We start from the raw sequence: 23,411 nt of genomic DNA on the forward strand, positions 1-23,411 counted from the left end.
ATCTAGATCACAAATTCTAATTACACTTATTGTATTTTTTATTTTGATTTAATATGATTGTTTTTTGATTTGTTTTGCGTTGTTTTATAGGAGAATACAATGAGTAAAATTAATGAAATCACACGTGAAAGTTGGATCCTTTCTACTTTTCCTGAATGGGGAACATGGCTAAATGAAGAAATTGAGAATGAAGTTGTGCCAGAAGGGAATGTCGCTATGTGGTGGTTAGGTTGTGTCGGCGTATGGATCAAGACCCCAGCAGGCGCTAATATTTGTATGGATTTATGGTGTGGAAGAGGTAAATCAACTAAAAAAGTAAAAGATATGGTTCGTGGACACCAAATGGCAAATATGGCTGGAGTACGTAAATTACAGCCAAACTTACGCGCCCAACCTATGGTATTAGACCCTTTTTCAATTAATGAAGTAGATTTCATTCTTGCTTCACATTATCACAGCGATCATATTGATGTGAATGTTGCGGCTGCCATCGTCAATAATCCAGCCCTAAAGCATGTAAAATTTGTGGGTCCATGGCATTGTGCGGAATTATGGAAACAATGGGGGGTTCCAGAGGAGCGGATCATTATTGTTAAACCTGGTGATGTTGTAAAATTAAAAGATGTTGAGATTCACGCATTAGATTCGTTTGATCGGACTTGTTTAGTGACATTACCTGTTGAAGGGGCTGAAGAGCAAGGAGGGGAGTTACTCGGGTTATGTCCTTCCGATGAGGAAATGGGGCGTAAAACGGTAAACTATGTCTTTAAAACTCCAGGTGGGAATATTTATCATGGTGCTGATTCTCACTATTCTATTCAATTTGCCAAGCATGGAAAAGAATTTGATATTGATGTGGCATTAAATAATTATGGGGAGAATCCGGTCGGTATTGCGGATAAAATGACATCGATTGATTTGTTACGCATGGCAGAATGTTTACGTTGTAAAGTGATCATTCCTGTTCATTACGACATTTGGACAAATTTCATGGCAAGTACCGATGAAATTTTACATCTTTGGCGTTTACGTAAGGATCGTTTGCAATATCAATTCCATCCTTTTATTTGGGAAGTGGGTGGGAAGTATGTTTATCCACAGGATAAAGACTTGCTTGAATATCATCATCCTCGTGGATTTGATGATTGTTTTGAACATGAGCCTAATATTCAGTTTAAGTCAATGCTTTAAGTTGTATTCTAACTATGTAAGCCACGTAATTTTACGTGGCTTATTTGTTCATTATTGATAGAATAGTTTCTAAGCAACTAAGGACGTAAAAATAATGAACGAAAATTATCGACATAGACAATTACTGAATTTGTTAGAAGAAAGGAAAGCGCTATCAACGCAAGATATTATTCGCTTATTGGATGTTTCACCTGCAACAGCAAGACGGGATATTACTAAATTAAATGAACAAGGGCGCTTAAAAAAAGTGCGTAATGGTGCGGAAGTCATTGAGAAAAAAGCATACCGTTCTCAACCGCTCGCCATCAATAATTCAGGTGAGAAAAAACGGATTGCTGAATTAGCAGCCAAACTCTGTCAGGATGGCGATAGTGTGATTCTGACCTGTGGCTCTACAATGCTGATGTTAGGTAGCCGTCTTTGTGGTAAGAATGTACAAATTATGACAAATTTCTTGCCATTAGCGAATTATCTCATTGAGCATGATCATAATGATGTAGTGATTATGGGGGGGCAATACAATAAAAATCAGGCTATTATGTTGTCTTTAAATACCAATGCAGAGGCTATTTATGCAGCGAATATCATGTTTACCAGTGGTAAAGGATTAACCGTAGATGGGCTATATAAAACCGATATGTTAATTGCGAACTCTGAACAAAGAATGTTGCCACGTGTCGGTAAATTAGTTGTTCTATTAGATAGTTCAAAGCTTGGAAAACAAGCCGGTATGTTATTTGCGGAACTGCACAATATTCATTTGTTAATCACAGGGAAAGAAGCGGACGCTGAGATTATTGCAGCATTAAAACGTCAAGGGCTAAATGTGCTTTTAGCATAAATTTAAAGGTGCGAGATGACAACAAGAAACGCGGTATCTATAGCAGTCGTTCGTTGTATTCACTCTCAACGCGTTTATCGTAAAGGAATGATTGTTATTGAGTAGTTGAAAGTGTAATAGCTAACAATCAATATGATACCTTGATAAGCCTTCATGGGGGTAATTTAAATAAGTGGCGTAAGCAAATTGGGTGGAAAAGAAAAAAGATTGGAATTAAAACTTGATATTTTTCATTAAAAGGCTATAATACGCCAATATTTCGGACGCGGGGTGGAGCAGCTTGGTAGCTCGTCGGGCTCATAACCCGAAGGCCGTCGGTTCAAATCCGGCCCCCGCAACCACTTTACAGACAGTTCAGTAAAGAAGCCCCTAAATTATGGGGTTTTTTCGTATCTGAATGAGGAATTTTTATGTAAGGACTGAACATGCGAGTCCTTTTTTTACGTCTAAAATTTATGGTTGATTTATTGGATGTTGGCGATATTGCCTATCAATAACGTTATCCTAAGACAGATGTGTTTAAGTATCCTACATATTAGAGAGGTAATTTTGGCAACCTTAGAACAAAAGTTACAAGAACTGCTACAGAGCTCAGTCGAAGATTTAGGGTGTGAGCTTTGGGGCATTGAATGTCAGCGTGCTGGTCGCTATTTAACAGTACGTTTATATATAGATAAAGAAGGTGGCGTCACAGTGGAAGATTGTGCCGATGTGAGCCGTCAAGTGAGCGCGATTTTAGATGTGGAAGATCCGATTGCGGATAAATATAACCTTGAAGTGTCTTCACCTGGTTTAGATCGTGCATTATTCACATTAGATCAATATCAGCGCTATATTGGACAAGAAATTGTGGTGCATTTGCGCATTCCTGTTTTGGATCGTCGTAAATGGCAAGGTAAATTAGAAAAAATTGAGAATGATATGTTGACCCTGATTGTCGATGGGCAAGAACAAATTTTGGTATTTGGCAATATTCAAAAGGCCAATATTATTCCTAAATTCTAAAAGGAGCAAACAGAGCAATGAGTAAAGAACTTTTATTGGCTGCAGAAGCGGTATCAAATGAAAAATTATTACCACGTGAAAAGATTTTTGAAGCGTTAGAAAGTGCGCTTGCCCTTTCAACCAAAAAGAAGTATGAGCAAGAAATTGATGTGCGTGTGGTGATTAACACAAAAACGGGGGAGTTTGATACTTTCCGTCGTTGGTTGGTTGTGGACGAAGTAACTAATCCGACAAAAGAAATCACCTTAGAAGCGGCACAATTTGACGATCCTAATGTGCAACTAGGTGATTATGTAGAAGATCAAATTGAATCTGTGGCATTTGACCGCATCACGATGCAAACTGCACGTCAGGTGATTAGCACGAAAATCCGCGAAGCAGAGCGTAACAAAATTGTTGAGCAATTCCGTTCTCAAGAAGGCGAAATTGTGACCGGCACAGTAAAAAAAGTGAATCGCGACAATATTGTATTAGATTTAGGTCAACAAGCCGAAGCCGTGATATTACGTGAAGATATGTTACCGCGTGAAAATTTCCGTCCGGGAGATCGTGTCCGTGGTGTGTTATATAAAGTGAGCCCAGAAAGCAAAGGTGCTCAATTATTTGTTACCCGCGCTAAACCGGAAATGTTAATTGAGTTATTCCGTATTGAAGTCCCTGAAATTGGTGAAGAACTGATCGAAATTAAAAATGCAGCGCGTGATCCGGGCTCTCGAGCGAAAATTGCAGTGAAAAGCAATGATAAACGTATTGACCCAGTGGGTGCTTGTGTTGGTATGCGTGGTGCGCGTGTACAAGCGATTACCAATGAATTAGGTGGCGAACGTGTGGATATCGTACTTTGGGATGATAACCCTGCGCAATTTGTGATCAATGCGATGGCGCCAGCAGATGTCACTTCTATCGTGGTGGATGAAGATTCACATGCAATGGATATCGCAGTCGAACCAGCCAATCTTGCACAAGCGATTGGTCGAAATGGTCAAAATGTGCGTTTAGCAACCCAACTAACAGGTTGGACATTAAACGTGATGACCACTGATGAGCTGAACCAAAAACATCAAGCAGAAGATAATAAAGTATTGAAATTATTCATGAATGCGTTAGAAATTGATGAAGATTTTGCGCATATCTTAATTGAGGAAGGTTTCTCTACATTAGAAGAACTGGCTTATGTTTCAGTTAGTGAATTAACCGCAATTGATGGCTTAGAAGATGAAGATTTGGTCGAAGAATTGCAAGCGCGTGCCAAAAATGCGATTACGGCTGCGGCATTAGCAGAAGAAGAAGCCTTAAAACAAGCGCATATTGAAGATCGTTTACTCGCATTAGAGGGAATGAATCGCCATATTGCGTTGAAATTAGCAGAAAAACAAATTACTACTCTGGAAGAACTTGCAGAACAAGGTGTTGATGATTTAGCGGATATTGAAGATTTGACAGCAGAACAAGCCGCCGATTTTATTATGGCGGCACGTAATATCTGTTGGTTCAGTGAGTAATTGGAGGAGTGAAAAATGACAGAAGATGTAAAAAAAGCCGATGGGGCTGCCCCAAAAAAACTGAGTTTACAGCGTCGAACTAAAACCACCGTCAGTACAACTGCGGGCGGTAAGGCAAAAGAAGTGCAAGTCGAAGTCCGTAAAAAACGTACGGTGCCAACAGATGCGGCACAAAAAGCGGAAGAAGCAAGATTGAAAGCAAAACAAGAAGCAGACAGATTGGCAGCAGAAAAAGCGAAAAAAGACGCGGAAGAAAAAGCGCGTTTAGAGGCTGAAAAAGCAAAACAAGCGAAAGCCGAAGAAGCGAAGAAAGCACAAGCTGTGAGCGCACCGACCAAAGCGGTTGACGTGGAAAAAGAAAAGCGCCGTGCAGAAGAAGCCGAATTACGTCGTAAAGCTGATGAACTTGCGCGCCAAAAAGCAGAAGAGCTAGCACGTAAAGCGGCAGAAGAAGCGAAACGTTATGCAGAATTAAGTGAAGAAGACGCAGAGAACGAGAACAGTGAAGACTATGCGGATTATCATTTAACGTCTACTTATGCACGTGAAGCGGAAGATGAAGAAGCGCGCCGTAAAGAAAACCGTAATCGTGGAGGAAAAAATAAAGTTGCCAAAGCGAAAAAAGGTGGTCGTGAAGACGAAAGCTCAAAAACAGAACGTGAATCTAATCGTCGTAATCAGAAAGATGGCAAAATGGGTAAAGGTAAGCATGCGAAAAAAGGCAGTGCCTTACAACAAGCCTTTACTAAACCTGCTCAAGCCGTGAACCGCGATGTCGTCATCGGTGAAACGATTACCGTGGCTGAACTTGCCAATAAAATGGCAGTAAAAGCAACAGAAGTCATCAAAACGATGATGAAAATGGGCGCAATGGCCACTATTAACCAAGTGATTGATCAAGAAACCGCACAGCTTGTGGCAGAAGAAATGGGTCATAAAGTGATCATTCGTAAAGAGAATGAATTGGAAGAATCGGTGATGAGCGATCGCGATGTGGATGCGGAATTAGTCACGCGCGCACCCGTGGTGACCATCATGGGTCACGTTGACCACGGTAAAACCTCATTACTTGACTACATTCGTAAAGCTAAGGTTGCCTCTGGTGAAGCGGGTGGGATCACCCAGCACATCGGTGCATACCATGTAGAAACTGATGGCAAAATGATCACTTTCTTAGATACACCGGGACACGCAGCATTTACTTCGATGCGTGCGCGTGGTGCGAAAGCAACGGATATCGTGGTACTTGTGGTCGCGGCAGATGATGGTGTGATGCCACAAACCATTGAGGCGATCCAACATGCGAAAGCTGCAGGTGTGCCGATTGTGGTTGCAGTCAATAAAATTGATAAACCAGAAGCGAACCCAGAGCGTGTTGAGACCGAATTGTTACAACACGAAGTCGTCGCAGAAAAATTCGGTGGTGACACTCAGTTTGTATATGTTTCGGCGAAGAAAGGGACTGGTGTTGATGAGTTGCTTGAAGCGATCTTATTACAATCGGAAGTCCTTGAATTAACTGCCGTGAAAGACGGTATGGCGACTGGTGTGGTGATTGAATCTTATCTTGATAAAGGTCGTGGTCCAGTTGCAACAATTCTTGTGCAAACCGGTACTTTACATCGTGGTGATATCGTACTTTGTGGTTTTGAATATGGTCGTGTGCGTGCAATGCGTAACGAAAACGGGAAAGATGTAGCAAGTGCAGGTCCTTCAATTCCTGTTGAGGTATTGGGGCTTTCAGGAGTACCTGCTGCAGGTGATGAAGCAACGGTTGTACGTGATGAGAAAAAAGCACGTGAAGTCGCGTTATATCGTCAAGGTAAATTCCGTGAAGTGAAATTAGCACGTCAACAAAAAGCCAAATTGGAAAATATGTTTACCAATATGGCAGAAGGGGATGTGGCTGAGTTGAACGTGATTGTGAAAGCAGACGTACAAGGATCGGTGGAAGCGATCTGTCAGTCATTGAACGAACTTTCTACTGCCGAAGTGAAGGTAAAAGTGGTGGGTTCCGGTGTCGGTGGTATCACGGAAACGGATGCGACTTTAGCGGCAGCCTCGAATGCGATCGTACTTGGCTTTAACGTACGTGCCGATGCCTCAGCGCGCCGTATTATCGAATCAGAAAGCATTGACTTACGTTACTACTCTATTATTTATGAGCTATTAAACGAAATCAAAGCTGCGATGAGCGGTATGCTACAACCTGAATTTAAACAAGAAATTATCGGTTTAGCTGAAGTGCGTGATGTCTTCCGTCATCCGAAATTTGGCGCAATCGCAGGTTGTATGGTGACAGAAGGTATTGTCAAACGTAACAACCTAATCCGTGTCTTACGTGATAATGTGGTCATTTTTGAGGGCGAACTTGAGTCATTACGTCGCTTTAAAGATGACGTAGCAGAAGTACGTAACGGTATGGAATGTGGTATTGGTGTGAAGAACTACAATGATGTGAAAGTCGGCGACCAAATCGAGGTGTTCGAAGTGGTTGAGATTAAACGTACGATCTAATGATTGATTACGAATGTCACAAGCGGAGAGCGTTAAGCTCTCCGCTTTTTTGTATGGTGGAATAGCAAATATTGCTCGCAAAACTTTTTTAAATACCACCGCACTTTTGTGCAAAGCATAGAAGCCCGTGGGCAAGTAAGATGTTTCACTCTATTTACAAATAAAGCCATCGCTTTGACCAAGACAAACTGCTTGTAAACCGATATAAGCAGGCACGGCTAAAATACCTGTTGCGACATCGGCAATCGCAGCAAAAGGGGTGAGCAATAGGGTACCCGCGTTTGCATTTTGGCGAGCGGGGAGATATTCAATATCCGTATGTATTTCTACCATTTCAGAAAATGGATACTGATTTTTCACGACATAGTTTGCTCCCGCTTTTGGCAAATAACGATGACCAACTAGATCAATTTCACGATACCAAATTTGCTTTTCTCGATTTAATTTTTCTAAATCAATTTTAGGTTGATATTGCTTAATCATGTCATAGAAACCCGACTTATAGGAAAGATTTTTAAAGCCTAACATACTGGCGGTCTGTCGTTGTTTTTGGCTTAGCTGACGAAGATCTAAAGCTAAATAAAGTGAAGTGCTGATTTCATCTGGTTTTTGTTTACTGCTATTGATGATTGCCATTTGAGAATAAAGATGTTGTTTGAAAGGTAATTTCACGATTTTCTCAATCAGATATTGATCGTTAGGCTTTTTCTCTTTCAGCAGATAATGGTATTTTTCCCCTAATACTGCAATTTTTTTATCGGGTGTTAAACCAAAAAAGTAAATTTGATCTTTCTCGACATGATAGCGGACGATTTCTGGTGATTCTCCTCTATCATATAGCGCACCAGTTAAACTGTCTTGACAACCTATCAACAGTAAACTTGATAAGAAAACCACGCAATAACGATTGACGAAATGCATAATACCTCCTGATGTGTTGGTAAAATCACCCATACCATACCGATTTTTATCTGCATAAGCAATATCACATAGGATGAGATCAGCTAGACAAGAAAACTCTAAAAGAGTAGAGCAAAAAATTGAATAAAATTGTGTGGATTATTCAGTTATCTGTGTTAAAAACCGAGTATTTATGCCAAAATACACGCCTTAATGAAAAAGGAAAGGAAAAGCACATGGCAAGAGAATTTAAACGTAGTGATCGCGTAGCACAAGAAATTCAAAAAGAAATTGCGGTGATTTTACAACGTGAAGTCAAAGATCCTCGTATTGGTATGGTAACGGTCTCCGATGTTGAAGTATCGAGTGATCTTGCTTATGCCAAAGTCTTTGTGACATTCTTGTTTGATAACGACGAATCTGCAATTGATGCGGGGATGAAAGGTCTAGAAAAAGCCTCTCCTTATATTCGTAGTTTATTAGGGAAAGCAATGCGTTTGCGTATTGTGCCTGAAATTCGCTTTATTTATGACCGCTCTTTGATTGAAGGGATGCGAATGTCTAATTTAGTCAGCAATGTGATTCGCGAAGATAATGCGCGTCATATTGATGACGATGTTTCAGAGGAAAAGTAATGGCAAAGCCGCGCAAACGTGGACGTGATATTGACGGCGTTTTTTTGCTAGATAAGCCTCAAGGGATGAGCTCCAATGATATTATGCAAAAGGTCAAACGTGTGTTTCAAGCTAACAAAGCAGGACACACAGGTGCATTAGATCCTTTGGCAACGGGGATGTTGCCAATTTGCTTAGGTGAAGCCACGAAGTTTTCACAATTTTTGTTGGATGCGGATAAACGTTATCAAGTGACCGCGAAACTTGGGGAAAGAACCGATACGTCCGATGCGGAAGGGCAAGTCGTTGAAACACGAGATGTGCAGGTAGATGTGCAGGACATTTTGGCTGCACTACCACATTTTCGTGGCGATTTAATGCAAGTTCCCACGATGTTTTCTGCGTTAAAACATCAAGGTAAGCCTTTATATGAGTATGCACGTGCCGGCATAACAGTGGAACGAGAAGCTCGCCCGATCACGATTTTTGACTTGCAATTTATTGCGTACGATGCTCCTTATTTAACGCTAGAAGTACATTGTTCAAAAGGCACTTATATACGCACTTTAGTGGATGATTTAGGCGAATATTTGGGCTGTGGTGCACATGTAACGGTGTTACGTCGAACCGCTGTTGCCAATTATCCTGTGGAGGCGATGATGGACTGGGACACTTTACAAGTTTTAGCTGCACAACAAGACCTCGCATTATTAGATCAGCACTTATTACCGACAGACAGTGCGGTCTCCGCATTACCTGCATTGCATTTAAATCAGGAACAAAGTAAAGCCATTAGTTTTGGTCAACGTGTCAAGTTTGACAATCCAACTCAGCTTACTGGACAAGTTCGTTTATTTTCTGACACGCAACAATTTTTAGGTGTTGCCTTAGTCGATGAACATAATGTCATTCGTCCGCAACGTTTGATGACACAAAATACGTAAATATTTGAGAAAAGAAAATCCACCGTACTTTTCACGATGAAGCTAAAGTGCGGTGGATTTTTTATTTATTTTTAAGTATGAACGCTTACTTCACCGTCACACGCGCAAACTTACGTTTACCTACTTGATAAACGGCGGTACTTGCTTTGATAACTAATTTGGCATCTTCGACTTTTTCACCGTCAATTTTCACGCCACCTTGTTGCACCATACGGTTTGCTTCAGAGGTTGAGGCGACTAATCCCGCTTCTTTTAACAAGTTTGCTAAGCCCATTTCACCTTCAAAGGTCAATTCAGGCATATCTTCAGGCATGGCGCCTTTTTGGAAACGATTAATAAATTCTTGTTCTGCAGCTTCTGCGTCAGCTTCACTATGGAAACGAGCAATGATTTCTTTGGCAAGTAACACTTTGATATCACGTGGGTTACGTCCGTTTTCAACCTCTTGTTTTAATTGGGCGATTTCGGTTAATGGGCGGAAAGACAGTAAGTCATACCAATCCCACATGAGCTCATCGGAAATTGACATCACTTTACCAAACATTTCTGTCGGGCTTTCTGCAACACCAATGTAATTACCCAGTGACTTCGACATTTTTTTCTCACCGTCTAAGCCTACAAGTAGTGGTAACGTGATGGCGACTTGCGGTTTTTGACCCGCCGATTTTTGTAATTCACGTCCGACTAAAAGATTGAATTTTTGGTCCGTTCCACCTAATTCGATATCGGCATCTAATGCCACAGAGTCATAACCTTGCAATAAAGGATAGATAAATTCATGAATCGCGATAGGCTGGTTGTTGCTAAAACGTTTTTTGAAATCATCACGTTCTAACATACGTGCAACGGTGTAATTTGAGGTTAAACGAATCATGCCTTCTGTCCCTAATTCGCCTAACCAGCTTGAGTTAAACACAATACGGGTTTTTTGTGGATCTAAAATCTTATAGATTTGTTGCTTGTAGGTTTCGGCATTGCGTAAGACATCGTCACGGCTGAGTGGTGGGCGAGTAGTATTCTTGCCAGATGGGTCACCAACCATACCGGTAAAGTCACCAATTAAGAAAATGACTTCATGACCAAATTGTTGAAATTGACGTAATTTATTTAATACGACGGTGTGTCCTAAATGGATATCAGGGGCTGTTGGATCAGCACCTAATTTTACGCGTAAAGGGCGGTTTTCTTTTAGTTTTTCAATTAAGTCCGCTTCTGAAAGAATTTCATCTACACCACGTTTAAGTTCAGCAAGAACCGTATTTATCTCCGTCATTCTAATTTCCTGTTTCATTTTGGCTAAAATTCTACATTATAGTGATTATTCGTTAAATGAAAAGGCTCGATATGGCTTTATTTATGATTATGACAGGAAAAAGCGAATCTTGTGTTATCTGGTGTTTTGGGGAAATGAAACGGATAAATTATCATTTAAACAAGAAAGTAATAAAGCGAGCAGCAAGAAAGGAAAATATATGCATAACCAAACACTAATCACTGTTCGTGATGTACAGGCAAGTACAGACTGGCATACCAAAAACTTAGGCGCAGCCAAAGGGCATGGTGGTGCTCATTATGAACAACTCATATATAAAGGAAAGTTGATTCTTCAACTACATAACATGGAGCCTGATGAGAATCATCGTGCTTTGTTAGATTAAGCCGTTTTTGATAAGTAGTTATTTTAACGCAAGAGGGAAAAATGAATTAAAGATGTTTACAAAAATTTCGCATAAAAAAAAACGCCTCTTTGTGGGGGAGGAGGCGTTCAAATGTTGGAGTGATTATCTATTGTTGTTCGAATGAGATGAATGATAATCGTTATCAAAATTGTTGTCAATAGATTTAATGAAAATAATTCTCAATAAATGAATCGGTTACTTTTTACCGATATAAGGCACACAATGGGTGAGAGAAAGTGCGGTTGGTTTTTTATCAGAAAAATCAAATTTACCTGCATAGGCATACACCTCTACGCCTTCTTGCATCGCTTCTTGTAACAACTTGTCGTATTCTGGGTCAATATATTCTGCCACTTTAAAACAATCAAAACCATTGTGTAAGCCCGCAAAAAAGACCACGGCACGATGTCCTCTTTTTTTCATTGCTATTAATTCGCGTAAATGTTTTTGTCCTCGTGTAGTGACTGCATCAGGGAACATGCCAATCGTGTTTTTTACTAAGGTGACAGATTTCACTTCTACATAACAATCTGGTAATCCATCGCCTTTGAGTAAAAAATCAATTCGGCTATTTTCCTCACCATATTTCACTTCTGGTAGGATCTGTTCATACATCGCCAATGCTTTAATTTGTTTATTTTGCAGTGCTTCTAAAGTGAGTTGATTAGAACGATGAGTATTAATACAGACCATATTGCCATTTTTTAGCTCGGTTAATTCCCAAGAATGTGGGTATTTACGTGTTTGACTATCGGAATGTGAATACCAAACAATATCTCCTGCTTCACCACAACCTGTCATGGCACCAGTATTTGCACAATGAATGGTTAGCACCTCACCATTATCAAGTTGTACATCTGCGAGAAAACGTTTGTAGCGACGAATCAGTGTCGCGGATTGAAGGGGAGGAAGTTGCATAGTTTGTCCTATAAATCGGTTAAAAAAAGTGGTGTTATATTGCGGAATATTGTTAGCGCTGGCAAGTAAAATCTTGTTAAAAATACCGCACTTGGAGCTGAAAACGTCCTATTGCAGTGTAGCAGGTCATCTTACATTTGAGGCGTGTAAAATTGCCATATAAATTAAGAGGTTATTGTGGACTAAGTTTAGATAATATTTAGTTTAATGAGGATTTAAATAAAGATCGTTAAATCTTACTGTAAAAGACTAAAATCTTTTGCAACTTTAAAACAATAAATGGTACATTGAAACGGTTTTGACTTATTGTCATCTTTTAGGGGAGTAACAGGGTTACTCAAGATTATCATCAATCAATTTGAAGGAAACATTATGTTAATTGGTGTACCTAGAGAACTGCTTGATAATGAAAGTCGTGTGGCGGCAACGCCAAAAACGGTACAACAAATCTTAAAGCTGGGCTTTGAGGTCATTGTTGAACATCATGCCGGTTTTAAAGCGAGTTTTGAAGATCAAGCATTTGCAGAAGCAGGCGCCAAAATTGGCTCAGCGCAGGAAGTTTGGCAGTCAGATATCATTTTTAAAGTGAATGCGCCAACGGATAGCGAAATCGCACTGATAAAAGAAGGGGCGACTTTGGTGAGCTTTATTTGGCCGGCACAAAATCCAGACTTAATGGAAAAATTGTCAGCGAAAAAAATTACTGTATTAGCCATGGATGCGGTACCACGTATTTCACGAGCACAATCGTTAGATGCGTTAAGTTCGATGGCAAATATTGCAGGGTATCGTGCAGTAGTGGAAGCGGCGCATGAATTTGGCAGTTTTTTCACGGGGCAGATTACCGCAGCAGGTAAAGTGCCACCGGCGAAAGTGCTTGTGATTGGTGCTGGGGTAGCTGGCTTAGCAGCGATTGGTGCAGCAAACAGTTTAGGTGCGATCGTACGTGCCTTTGACTCGCGTCCTGAAGTGAAAGAACAAGTGGAAAGTATGGGCGCAAGTTTCCTTGAAATTGATTTCCAAGAAGAAGGTGGCAGTGGCGATGGCTATGCGAAAGTCATGTCAGAAGAATTTAATCGCCGTGCGCTAGCACTTTATGCGGAACAAGCCAAGGAAGTTGATATTATTATCACTACCGCTTTAATTCCGGGTAAACCCGCGCCACGTTTGATTAGCAAAGAAATGGTAGCATCTATGAAACCGGGTTCGGTGATTGTGGATTTAGCCGCAGCGACAGGCGGTAACTGTGAGTTGTCAAAAGCAGGCGAAGTCGTAGTGACCGATAATCAAGTGAAAATCATTGGTTACACCGATTTACCAAGCCGCTTACCAACACAGTCCTCTCAATTGTATGGCACCAACCTTGTGAACTTGCTTAAATTGTTATGTAAAGAAAAAGACGGCAAGATCAGTATTGATTTCGATGATGTAGTATTACGCGGTGTAACGGTGATTCGTGACGGTGAAGTGACTTGGCCAGCACCACCTATCCAAGTGTCTGCCCAGCCACAAAAAGTGAAAGCCACGCCGGTAGAGAAAAAAGAAGTAAAAGCGGTCGATCCGCGTAAAAAATACGGTGCGATGGCAGTGGCAGCGTTGTTGTTTATGGCGTTGGCATCTGTGGCACCTGCTGCATTCTTATCGCACTTCACTGTGTTCGTATTAGCCTGTGTAGTCGGCTATTATGTGGTGTGGAACGTTAGCCATGCGTTGCATACACCGTTAATGTCAGTCACAAATGCTATTTCAGGCATTATTATTGTCGGCGCGTTGTTACAAATTGCGCAAGGCAATTTCTTTATTAGTATTCTTGCATTTATTGCAATTTTAGTCGCAAGTATCAATATCTTTGGGGGCTTTAAAGTGACCCAACGGATGCTTGCTATGTTTAGAAAAGATTAAGGAGTAAGCCATGTCTGAAGGTTTAGTACAAGCGGCTTATATTGTCGCAGCATTACTTTTCATTATGAGCTTAGCAGGTCTGTCTAAACATGAAACTGCAAAAGCGGGATGTTGGTATGGGATTGTCGGTATGGCAATCGCTTTGGTGGCAACCATTTTTGGTCCGCAATCAGCAGGTACATTTTGGATTCTGATCGCGATGGCGGTAGGCGCGGTGATTGGGATTAAACGTGCCTTAAAAGTGGAAATGACCGAAATGCCTGAGCTAGTAGCAATTTTGCACAGCTTTGTCGGTTTAGCTGCGGTATTAGTCGGCTTTAATAGTTACGGTTTACACCATGAAGCCGTGATGCCAGCCAATCTTGATGCAGCAGCACAAGCGGCATTTATAGCTGAGCAACAGGTACTGAGTAATATCCATAATGTAGAAGTGTTCTTGGGGATCTTTATTGGTGCCGTGACATTTACCGGCTCAGTAGTCGCCTTCGGTAAATTACGTGGTATTATCGATTCCAAAGCACTCACTTTGCCACATCGTCATAAATTAAATTTAGCTGCTATCGTGGTTTCAGCCTTGTTAATGGTGTCTTTCTTAAATAGCCCAGAAAATATTTTTCCTGTGCTATTGATGACAGCCATTGCGCTTGCTTTTGGTTGGCATCTCGTCGCATCAATTGGTGGTGCGGATATGCCAGTGGTAGTGTCGATGCTGAACTCTTATTCAGGTTGGGCAGCGGCAGCCGCAGGTTTTATGTTAAGCAATGACTTGTTGATCGTCACTGGTGCATTAGTGGGATCATCGGGTGCTATTCTGTCTTACATTATGTGTAAAGCCATGAATCGCTCATTTATTAGTGTGATTGCAGGTGGATTTGGTAACGATCCGGTGGCAAGTAGCGATGAAGAACAAGGCGAACACCGTGAAACCACGGCAGAGGAAGTAGCAGAATTACTCAAAAACTCAAGCTCGGTGATTATTACACCGGGATATGGTATGGCGGTGGCGCAAGCGCAGTACCCTGTAGCGGAAATTACGCAAAAATTACGTGAACGCGGTATCAATGTTCGTTTTGGTATTCACCCTGTGGCAGGGCGTTTACCGGGGCACATGAACGTGTTATTGGCAGAGGCGAAAGTGCCTTATGATATCGTATTAGAAATGGACGAAATTAATGACGATTTCGCGGATACTGATACAGTTCTCGTCATTGGCGCCAACGATACCGTTAACCCAGCGGCAATGGATGATCCAAACAGCCCGATCGCAGGTATGCCAGTATTAGAAGTGTGGAAAGCACAAAATGTGATTGTGTTTAAACGCTCAATGAATACCGGTTATGCTGGGGTACAAAATCCATTATTCTTTAAAGACAACACACAAATGCTATTTGGTGATGCGAAAGATCGCGTTGATGATATTTTGAAAGCGCTTTAATTGCATGGAAAAGGGAATGGATCGGCATTCCCTTTCTTTATGTGAGTTTGTAAAACCTTCTAGAAATCGACCGCACTTTCCTGAATAAAGGTGGAGTGTGCGCGCTTTTATGCTTGTTTTGAGTTACTTTATGCCTGAATTACTGATTGAAACACACCCCTTTCCAGCCATTTTTCCTGCCCATGCTAAAGTCATGATGATGGGGACATTCCCACCGAAAGAAGATAAACGCTGTATGCATTTTCATTATCCTAACTTTCAAAACGATATGTGGCGCATTTATGGGTTAGTGTTTTTTGATGATGCCACTTATTTTCAAATCCCAGATGAAAAGCGTTTTGACCCGGCAAAAATTGAGATGTTTTTACGTGAACGTGGTATTGCACTATGTTCTACGGTACAACGTGCCGTTCGTGAAAAAGAGAATGCTTCCGATAAGTTTTTGACAGTTGTTGAACCCGTGGATTTGGCTGCAGCATTGCAGCAAGTACCTGATTGTTGTTGGTTATTTACAACAGGCGGTAAAGCAACAGAGATCATTTTGAGTTTGTTAAAGGAGAAAGTGAACACACCGCTAACGAATCAATTTGTGCAATTTGATTATGCAGGAAGAAAGCTGAGTTTATATCGGCTACCTTCGACCTCTCGAGCCTATCCAATGTCTTTGCAAAATAAAGCGGAATCTTACCGCACTTTCTTTAAATTAGCCGGGATCTTGCCGTAAATAACAAAATAATTCGTCGTCAATATTCAGAATCTTTGTTAAGATGAGATGCATTATGATGAATGACTTTACGAAGGATAAGGAAACGTTATGCATTGCCCTTTTTGCTCTACGGAAGAAACGAAAGTGATCGATAGCCGTTTGGTGTCAGAAGGCTATCAAGTAAGACGTCGTCGTGAATGTGGAAATTGCCATGAGCGCTTTACCACCTTTGAAACAGCAGAGTTAATTATTCCCAAAGTGATTAAAAATGATGGCACACGTGAACCCTTTAATGAGGAAAAATTACGTCGTGGCATTCAGCATGCGTTAGAAAAACGCCCGGTAAGTGAGAACGATGTGGAAAAGGCGATTAGCTATATTATTCATCGTTTACGCAGTACGGGTGAACGTGAAGTACCAAGCAAATTAGTTGGGACGTTAGTCATGGAAGAGCTGAAAAAATTGGATAAAGTGGCTTATATTCGTTTTGCGTCAGTGTATTTAAGTTTCGATGATATTAACCAATTTAGTAAAGAAATTGAAAAATTAAGGGATTAATGATGACATTTACGGCACAAGATGTAGTGTACATGCAAATGGCATTAGAGTTAGCGGAGAAAGGGCAATTTACTACTACACCGAACCCCTCAGTGGGTTGCGTATTAGTGAAAGACGGTATTATTGTTGGACGTGGCTTTCATGTTAAAGCAGGCGAGGCGCATGCTGAAGTTATGGCATTGCGAGAGGCGGGAGAAAATGCACGAGGTGCAACCGCTTATGTGACGTTAGAACCGTGCTCACATTTTGGACGTACTCCCCCTTGTGCCCAAGGTTTGATCGATGCTGGTGTAGTGAAAGTCGTGAGTGCGATGTGCGATCCCAATCCGCAAGTGGCAGGTCGAGGATTAAGCATGTTATCTGATGCGGGGATCGAAAGTGCGGTCGGTTTATTAGCTGAAAAGGCGGAGTGGCTTAATCGTGGTTTTCTTAAACGTATGCGTACTGGCAGACCTTACGTACAGCTAAAAATGGCTATGAGTTTAGATGGAAGAACCGCGATGGCAAACGGGGAAAGTAAGTGGATTACCGGTGAGCTTGCTCGTGCAGATGTGCAAGCAGAACGAGCCAAAGCCTCAGCGATTTTATCCACCAGTGCAACGGTGTTAGCTGATGATCCCTTATTAAATGTACGCTGGCAACAATTACCTGACAAGGTGAAAGCCGATTATACACAAGCGCAGCTACGTCAACCTGTGCGAGTGATTTTAGATTCTCAACATCGAGTTCAACCCTCACACCGACTTTTCAGTCTGTCTTCGCCAGTGTGGTTAGTGAGTCAAACTGCGCGTTCGTTACTTGAGTTTCCTGCACATTGCGAACAAATACAGCTTTCCGCTTCTACCAACGCTTTAGCTGATTTAATGGCAGAATTAGGACAACGTCAAATCAATACGCTTTGGATTGAAGCCGGTGCGACATTGGCTGGTGCATTAATTGAGGCAAAATTGGTAGATGAATTGATCATTTACATTGCACCGAAATTATTAGGTGATGCCGCACGAGGATTATGTAAATTACCTCATTTAAGCACTTTGGCTGAGGCAAGTTTATGGCAATTGCATTCCATTGAGAAACTCGGCGATGATCTGAAAACGATTTACCACCCACGAATTACGGAGCCAACATGATCAAAAAACTTTTTCATTCAGTGATGATTGGGTTAGTGTGTGCCGCAGTGATTCTGGTATTTTCACACGTTAACCAATTTAGCTTACTCAAAGCACCAGAACCGATGAGCTTTAAAGACGCTGTGCGAGTTGCCTCTCCAGCTGTAGTGAATGTCTATAATCGTTCTTTTTCGGCGAATAGTGCCGAGCAATTAGAAGTGGGCAATTTAGGATCAGGTGTGATTATGTCAAAAGATGGTTATATTTTGACAAATAAACATGTTATTCAAAACGCCGATCAAATTGTGGTCGCATTACAAAATGGGCAACTTTTCGATGCCAGTTTAATTGGTTCTGATACTTTGACGGATCTCGCTGTTCTTAAAATTCGTGCGGATAATTTATCGACGATTCCACAAAATCCGCAACGACAAATGCATGTTGGTGATGTGGCGTTGGCGATTGGGAATCCCTATAACTTGGGGCAAAGCGTTTCGCAAGGAATTATTAGTGCAATTGGACGTAATGCGGTGGGGGATTCTGTTGGGCGACAAAACTTTATTCAAACGGATGCTTCGATTAACCGTGGCAATTCAGGTGGCGCGTTAATTAATAGCGTAGGAGAATTAATAGGTATCAATACCCTAAGTATTGGTAAAACCGCCGGTGAAATTGCCGAAGGGCTAAATTTTGCAATCCCGATTGAATTGGCGAATGATGTGATGAAAAAAATTATTCGTGATGGACGAGTCATTCGTGGTTACTTTGGTGTACAAAGTGATATTTTATTTAATAATGGTCAAGGTGCCCATTTGGAAAAAGGGATTTTGATTACCAATGTTAATCCAGAGGGACCAGCAGGTAAGGCTGGTGTGAAAGCCGGCGATATTATTTTAAAAGTGGGTGATGTTGATGCTATTTCACCCGCGCAAATGATGCAAGTGATCAGCAATACGCGACCTAATACCCGATTGAATGTGGTCATTTCTCGTTTAGGAAAAATTATTGAACTTCCTGTGATCATCGAAGAATATCCGTTAAATTAAAAACAAGAAGAGAGTTGCTGTGCAAGCCGTTATTAAAATAAGTCATTTTTTTGCTTGTTTAGATCGCTTACGTTTGATCCAACGTTGGTCTTTAATGCGTAATATTGAAAAGGAAAATTTGGCAGAACATAGCCTACAAGTTGCTTTTGTGGCACATGCCTTGGCTGTCATTAAAAATAAATTTTATCAAGGTCATTTAAATCCTGATCGTATTGCTGTGATGGCGATGTATCATGATACCTCAGAAATTTTTACTGGTGATTTACCTACCCCCATTAAATATTTCAACCCCAAAATTACACAAGCATATAAAGAAATTGAAAATGCCGCAGAAGCTCATTTATTGGCGTTATTACCCAAAGAGTTACAAGCTGATTTTGCCCCTTACCTTGATTCAACCCAGTTTTCTGCGCAAGAAAAGCATGTCGTCAAGCAAGCAGATCTTATTTGTGCTTATGTCAAAGCGCAATTTGAATTAGAAAATGGCAATCAAGAATTTAAAGCGGCCAAGGCACGTCTAGAGACATTAATGAAAACCTGGCATAGTGATGAAATGCGCTATTTTATTGAGGTATTTATTCCCAGTTTTGGTAAACCTATTGATGAAATTACACTTTAATTTGTACAGTTAAGGGGATATATATCCCCTTATTTTTTGTATTTAATACAATGTTGCTAAGATCACTTGTTCGGGATCAATACTGATCCAAATTTGTTCATCTGGTTTCAAATTTTCTGCTTTATTGAGTGTGGCACAAAATTCCACATCTTCATCAGCGTGTTTGTTGATAGAGGTTAAAATAACTTCTTCTACATCTCCTTTATCCGTGATTTCTTTTACATTGACCAAGAAGGTGTTGACTCCCTCTGGTTTTTCACGATGTACTTTGACCCACGGTGCTTTGATCATCATCATCACTTCTTTGCCTAACGTGAGTTTCAGACGCTGCGCACTTTTTTCTGTGATCGAAACGGTTAATGGCTGTGCTAATCCTTTAATTTGAATCGCTACAAAGCAATGGATATTTTCATGGCGTAGTGCAACAATATCTCCAAAGAATTGGTTTCTCGCACTACTTTGTAAGGAAAAGCGGGCAGTCGCATGCAGTACGCTATCTAAAGGTAAGTTTTCATCTTGCAAGATATGAAAGGCTTTTTGTTGAGTATGTTCGAGCAAATCATACAGCTGTAATAAACGTTGTGCATACACCGTTAATTCGGTACCACCGCCATTTTTTCCCCCCACATTACGTTCAAGTAAAGGTTTGGGGCTGATTTCATTCATAGCGGCTAAATGATCCCATGCACTTTTGTAGCTGACTTTGGCATTTTTAGCAGCTTGGTTAATGGAACCACATTTCTGAATTTCTTTTAATAAGCGAATTCTTTTTGGATCAACAAATAATTGCTGTTGCAATTTTATTGTGAGCAAAATTTCACTCGTTAATGTCATGTTTCCTCCCATATTGAGTTCAATGCTGACAATACGCTTACATTCTAAGTGAAAGTGTATTTTTTAGATAGCCTTTCTTTACCAAATTATGTGCATGAGTAAGAAGTTATGTTAAGCACCAGTATTGGCGATGTCTTGCTTGGAGAGGTGGCATGTTTATTGGTTATGAGAGGAAGAGAGCAGCGGATATCAAGCTGATATAACGGAGAAGGAATAAGCGGATAAGATATTTTCTAATAAAAAAGATATGGTCAATATTTTATATTTTTTATACAAAAAATGGATTTTTTTGTTGCAAAATAACATTTTCATGCTTAATCTTAGCACCTTATTTTTTTATGTAAAAAAAGATATGGAAACAAAAGTGGTTACAAATAAATTAATTAAACAAATAACTTATTTATTACCTTGGAGTGCCGTCGCTTTTACTCATGTGATTTATGCTAAAACGGAAATGCTTGATGAAATTGTAGTCAGTGGTGCACAACCGCACTTAGCTGGTTCAGCGATAGAGCATTATCAAGCGATTTCCAATCAGGTGATTAAAAAAGAACGGCTGCAAAAACAATCTGCCACCTTAGGCAATGCCTTAGCAGGTGAATTAGGTGTGCATTCCAACCCTTTTGGTGGTGGGGCAAGTGCGCCAATTATCCGAGGACAAGAAGGTGTACGTATTAAAATTTTGCAAAATGGCTTAGATGTCGTGGATATGTCAGCGATTTCGCCGGATCACGCTGTCGTCGCCGATAGCTTATTAGCCGAACAAGTAGAATTAGTACGTGGTGCCTCCACTTTGTTATATTCTAGTGCTTCTGCCGCCGGTGTGGTGAATGTCGTGGACAAACGTATTCCAACAGCTGTACCTGAAAAGGGCTATGAAGGTGAAATTTTCACCCGTTTTGATACAGCAAGTCAGGAAAGTACTGGAACCGCAGGGATCACTTTTAGATTACATCCTCATCTTGCCTTACGTTTGGAAGGCTTAAAACGTTATTCGACTCATTATCGTGTACCAGCTTTCAAATCAGGTGGTGAAACGATTCGTTATTTGCCAGACAGTCATAACCGCTCACAAGTGGGAACCATTGGTGTTTCTTGGATTAAGGATCAATCTTATCTAGGGGTATCTTATAGTGAACGACGCGATCGCTATGGTTTGCCTGGTCATAATCATAAATATGATCGCTGTAAAAGCCATGTGGTTGATGAAGCGGCAAGACCTGAGCTTGGTAAAGGGTATCTGACACCTTATCCACATTTAGCAGATGATACAGATATTGTGTTTGCACACTTAGATGGATGTATTGGTGGTATTGATAATGATCCTTCCCATAGCCATGATCACCCATTTGGTCATGAGCATGACCATTCACATGGTGGTCCTTGGGTTAGATTACATTCAAGACGATTTGATTTACGTGGGCAATGGGATTCACCAACAGCATGGTTAGATAAAGTAAAAGGCAGTTTTTCTTATGCCGATTATATTCATTATGAATATCATTCAGGACAAGCTGGAACGGATAAATTTGATCGGGATAGCTTTATTGAACGTGAGCGTAAGAAAGCAGAGAAAAACCGCGGGAAAGCCGCCGGTATTTATAAAAACAGTGGTTATAATGGCAAATTGGAGTTTTATCATACCCCGATTGTAGGCTTAAGTGGGGTATTCGGTGTACAGTATAGCGAATACAAAACAGCCATTCTTGCACCGTTAGGCTCAGGGATAAAACATCAACATCATTTAGTGCCAAATACCCAGAAACAAGCCAGTTTCTTTGCAGTAGAAAATTATGTGGTAGATGATTTTATTTTTGAAGTAGGGGCGCGCGTGGATAAACAACGCATTCCGATTAAATATGATCAACATGTGTTGAATGCGCATAAAAAAGAAGGTGATCATCCACCTGATTTGTCCACTCACAAAGAGAAAGCCGTTTCATACTTGGGAAGTGTAGACTGGTTATTTCATCCTAATTATCGTATTGGTTTAACGCTATCTCGCAATGAACGTTTGCCAACACCCATGGAATTGTATTATCACGGGCAACATTTAGCGACTAACTCTTTTGAGCATGGTAATAAAAATTTACGTAAAGAAAGTTCCAATAATATTGAGTTAGGCTTTGCTTATCATACTGATAAATGGGATTACAAGCTTAGCCTGTATCAAAATAAATTTAGAAATTATATTTATAACGAAGATCTTGCTCGCTATGGTAATGCGTTTTTACGTCGTTATACGCAAGCACGAGCTAAATTCCATGGTATTGAAGCGGAACTTAATTTTAGACCAACACCAGATTATCAAGTGACCTTATTTGGTGATTATGTCAGAGGACGTTTGTTTGATTTACCAGAGCAATACGGACAACGTTTTTATCAAGGCTATATTGCTTATGATGAGGAAGGACTGATTCAAGCAAATTGGGAAAAACAACCTTACCGTATTGAAGGCATTAAACGTAATGAGCGTGATGCGCCTCGTGTGCCACCCGCACGTTTAGGTATGCGCCTGAGTGGCAATGTAACGGAACATTTATCTTTCTTTGCGGATTACACTTATGTCTTTTCTCAACAAAAAACAGCCTCTTCTTTATCAATTAAACCGCCGAGAGCGTTAGAAGCGAGTGATTTTATTGATGATGATACAGGCGAAAATTTATTGTTAAAGGGTATTGACCGCGACAAATATAATCGTACGGGTCAGGCTATCGCAGATTTAAGTGATTCTGATAAAGCGGATTTTGAAAGTGCGCTGGAAGCGATTCGTTTAAGAGAAGAAAATGAAAAGTTACCTGCTAAAATAGAAAAAATTCAAGAAGATCCGAGTAAAGGGCATCATTTGTTAAATATAGGTGTAAATTATCAACGTCAAATTGGGCATTTAGACTATTCTGTCGGTTTCAGTGTCAATAATGTATTAAACCAACGTGTTTATGTTCACACCTCTTATTTACCTTATGTGCCACAAATGGGGCGCAATTATGTGCTGAATTTTGGGGTAAAATTCTAATATCATTGTGATGAAAAAGTGCGGTCAAAAAACCGCACTTTTTTGTGATGGGTTTATTTTTGCGCAAGTGTATTT

Annotated in this window: 20 protein-coding genes and 1 tRNA gene; 17 read left to right on the forward strand and 4 right to left on the reverse strand. The window is 40.6% G+C overall.

The window, feature by feature from the left end; translation table 11 throughout:
• Positions 1 to 99 precede the first annotated feature (99 nt).
• The 6 genes from ulaG to infB all read left to right on the forward strand — a co-directional run bounded on the left by ulaG (position 100) and on the right by infB (position 7,056).
• Positions 100 to 1,191: an L-ascorbate 6-phosphate lactonase gene (gene ulaG, locus KPF51_RS03415; protein WP_005751571.1), complete on the forward strand. Its 1,092-nt coding sequence runs from the start codon at positions 100 to 102 to the stop codon at positions 1,189 to 1,191.
• Positions 1,192 to 1,285: 94 nt separating this feature from the next.
• Positions 1,286 to 2,032, forward strand: coding sequence for an HTH-type transcriptional regulator UlaR (gene ulaR, locus KPF51_RS03420; RefSeq protein ID WP_005726753.1), 747 nt, complete (start codon positions 1,286 to 1,288; stop codon positions 2,030 to 2,032).
• Between the two features lie 264 nt (positions 2,033 to 2,296).
• Positions 2,297 to 2,373, forward strand: a tRNA-Met gene (locus KPF51_RS03425).
• 208 nt (positions 2,374 to 2,581) lie between these two features.
• Positions 2,582 to 3,037, forward strand: a complete 456-nt coding sequence (rimP, locus tag KPF51_RS03430) for a ribosome maturation factor RimP (RefSeq protein ID WP_005726752.1) — start codon at positions 2,582 to 2,584, stop codon at positions 3,035 to 3,037.
• A gap of 17 nt (positions 3,038 to 3,054) precedes the next feature.
• Positions 3,055 to 4,539, forward strand: coding sequence for a transcription termination factor NusA (gene nusA / locus KPF51_RS03435; protein WP_005726751.1), 1,485 nt, complete (start codon positions 3,055 to 3,057; stop codon positions 4,537 to 4,539).
• Between the two features lie 15 nt (positions 4,540 to 4,554).
• Positions 4,555 to 7,056, forward strand: coding sequence for a translation initiation factor IF-2 (gene infB / locus KPF51_RS03440; protein WP_211599576.1), 2,502 nt, complete (start codon positions 4,555 to 4,557; stop codon positions 7,054 to 7,056).
• A 150-nt stretch (positions 7,057 to 7,206) separates the two neighbouring features.
• Here the strand turns inward: infB and KPF51_RS03445 are convergent, their stop codons facing one another.
• On the reverse strand, positions 7,207 to 7,977 hold the full coding sequence (locus KPF51_RS03445) for a hypothetical protein (protein WP_005726747.1): 771 nt from the start codon (positions 7,975 to 7,977) through the stop codon (positions 7,207 to 7,209).
• Positions 7,978 to 8,192: 215 nt separating this feature from the next.
• Between KPF51_RS03445 and rbfA the strand changes: the two genes are divergently transcribed.
• Together rbfA and truB are read left to right on the forward strand one after the other, a co-directional pair.
• Positions 8,193 to 8,591: a 30S ribosome-binding factor RbfA gene (gene rbfA, locus KPF51_RS03450; RefSeq protein ID WP_005716528.1), complete on the forward strand. Its 399-nt coding sequence runs from the start codon at positions 8,193 to 8,195 to the stop codon at positions 8,589 to 8,591.
• Positions 8,591 to 9,514: a tRNA pseudouridine(55) synthase TruB gene (gene truB / locus KPF51_RS03455; protein ID WP_005726743.1), complete on the forward strand. Its 924-nt coding sequence runs from the start codon at positions 8,591 to 8,593 to the stop codon at positions 9,512 to 9,514. Before rbfA ends, truB begins: the two co-directional genes overlap by 1 nt.
• Positions 9,515 to 9,599: 85 nt before the next feature.
• Here the strand turns inward: truB and tyrS are convergent, their stop codons facing one another.
• Positions 9,600 to 10,787, reverse strand: coding sequence for a tyrosine--tRNA ligase (tyrS, locus tag KPF51_RS03460; RefSeq protein WP_005726740.1), 1,188 nt, complete (start codon positions 10,785 to 10,787; stop codon positions 9,600 to 9,602).
• Positions 10,788 to 10,806: 19 nt separating this feature from the next.
• Between tyrS and KPF51_RS10805 the strand changes: the two genes are divergently transcribed.
• Positions 10,807 to 11,172, forward strand: a complete 366-nt coding sequence (locus KPF51_RS10805; RefSeq protein ID WP_231112719.1) for a hypothetical protein — start codon at positions 10,807 to 10,809, stop codon at positions 11,170 to 11,172.
• Between the two features lie 216 nt (positions 11,173 to 11,388).
• Here the strand turns inward: KPF51_RS10805 and sfsA are convergent, their stop codons facing one another.
• Entirely contained in the window at positions 11,389 to 12,111 is a 723-nt protein-coding gene (sfsA, locus tag KPF51_RS03470) for a DNA/RNA nuclease SfsA (RefSeq protein WP_005726736.1), read from the reverse strand.
• Positions 12,112 to 12,483: 372 nt separating this feature from the next.
• On the opposite strand from sfsA, the gene pntA reads away from it, so the two are divergent.
• The 7 genes from pntA to yfbR all read left to right on the forward strand — a co-directional run bounded on the left by pntA (position 12,484) and on the right by yfbR (position 19,486).
• Positions 12,484 to 14,013, forward strand: a complete 1,530-nt coding sequence (gene pntA / locus KPF51_RS03475; protein WP_005726735.1) for a Re/Si-specific NAD(P)(+) transhydrogenase subunit alpha — start codon at positions 12,484 to 12,486, stop codon at positions 14,011 to 14,013.
• A gap of 10 nt (positions 14,014 to 14,023) precedes the next feature.
• The gene (pntB, locus tag KPF51_RS03480) at positions 14,024 to 15,448 is read left to right on the forward strand and encodes a Re/Si-specific NAD(P)(+) transhydrogenase subunit beta (protein ID WP_005726734.1); all 1,425 of its coding nucleotides are present in this window, start codon (positions 14,024 to 14,026) and stop codon (positions 15,446 to 15,448) included.
• Positions 15,449 to 15,557: 109 nt separating this feature from the next.
• Positions 15,558 to 16,172, forward strand: a complete 615-nt coding sequence (locus KPF51_RS03485) for a DNA glycosylase (protein ID WP_014391165.1) — start codon at positions 15,558 to 15,560, stop codon at positions 16,170 to 16,172.
• A 90-nt stretch (positions 16,173 to 16,262) separates the two neighbouring features.
• Positions 16,263 to 16,712, forward strand: coding sequence for a transcriptional regulator NrdR (gene nrdR, locus KPF51_RS03490; protein ID WP_005716494.1), 450 nt, complete (start codon positions 16,263 to 16,265; stop codon positions 16,710 to 16,712).
• Positions 16,712 to 17,842, forward strand: a complete 1,131-nt coding sequence (gene ribD, locus KPF51_RS03495) for a bifunctional diaminohydroxyphosphoribosylaminopyrimidine deaminase/5-amino-6-(5-phosphoribosylamino)uracil reductase RibD (protein ID WP_010906834.1) — start codon at positions 16,712 to 16,714, stop codon at positions 17,840 to 17,842. The genes nrdR and ribD overlap by 1 nt, the downstream gene beginning before the upstream one ends.
• Positions 17,839 to 18,867, forward strand: coding sequence for an outer membrane-stress sensor serine endopeptidase DegS (gene degS / locus KPF51_RS03500; RefSeq protein ID WP_005726731.1), 1,029 nt, complete (start codon positions 17,839 to 17,841; stop codon positions 18,865 to 18,867). The genes ribD and degS overlap by 4 nt, the downstream gene beginning before the upstream one ends.
• Positions 18,868 to 18,886: 19 nt before the next feature.
• Positions 18,887 to 19,486 carry a 5'-deoxynucleotidase gene (gene yfbR, locus KPF51_RS03505; protein WP_005751563.1) on the forward strand — a complete coding sequence of 200 codons (600 nt, stop codon included), beginning with the start codon at positions 18,887 to 18,889 and terminating at the stop codon, positions 19,484 to 19,486.
• Positions 19,487 to 19,528: 42 nt separating this feature from the next.
• Here yfbR and KPF51_RS03510 read toward each other — a convergent pair whose 3' ends face one another.
• Positions 19,529 to 20,320: a TOBE domain-containing protein gene (locus KPF51_RS03510; RefSeq protein ID WP_005751562.1), complete on the reverse strand. Its 792-nt coding sequence runs from the start codon at positions 20,318 to 20,320 to the stop codon at positions 19,529 to 19,531.
• A gap of 364 nt (positions 20,321 to 20,684) precedes the next feature.
• On the opposite strand from KPF51_RS03510, the gene KPF51_RS03515 reads away from it, so the two are divergent.
• Entirely contained in the window at positions 20,685 to 23,336 is a 2,652-nt protein-coding gene (locus KPF51_RS03515) for a TonB-dependent receptor domain-containing protein (protein WP_231102451.1), read from the forward strand.
• The last annotated feature ends 75 nt before the right edge of the window (positions 23,337 to 23,411 follow it).

The sequence above is a fragment of the Pasteurella sp. XG20 genome (assembly GCF_018968665.1).
GTDB classification, from domain to species: Bacteria; Pseudomonadota; Gammaproteobacteria; order Enterobacterales; family Pasteurellaceae; genus Pasteurella; species Pasteurella multocida.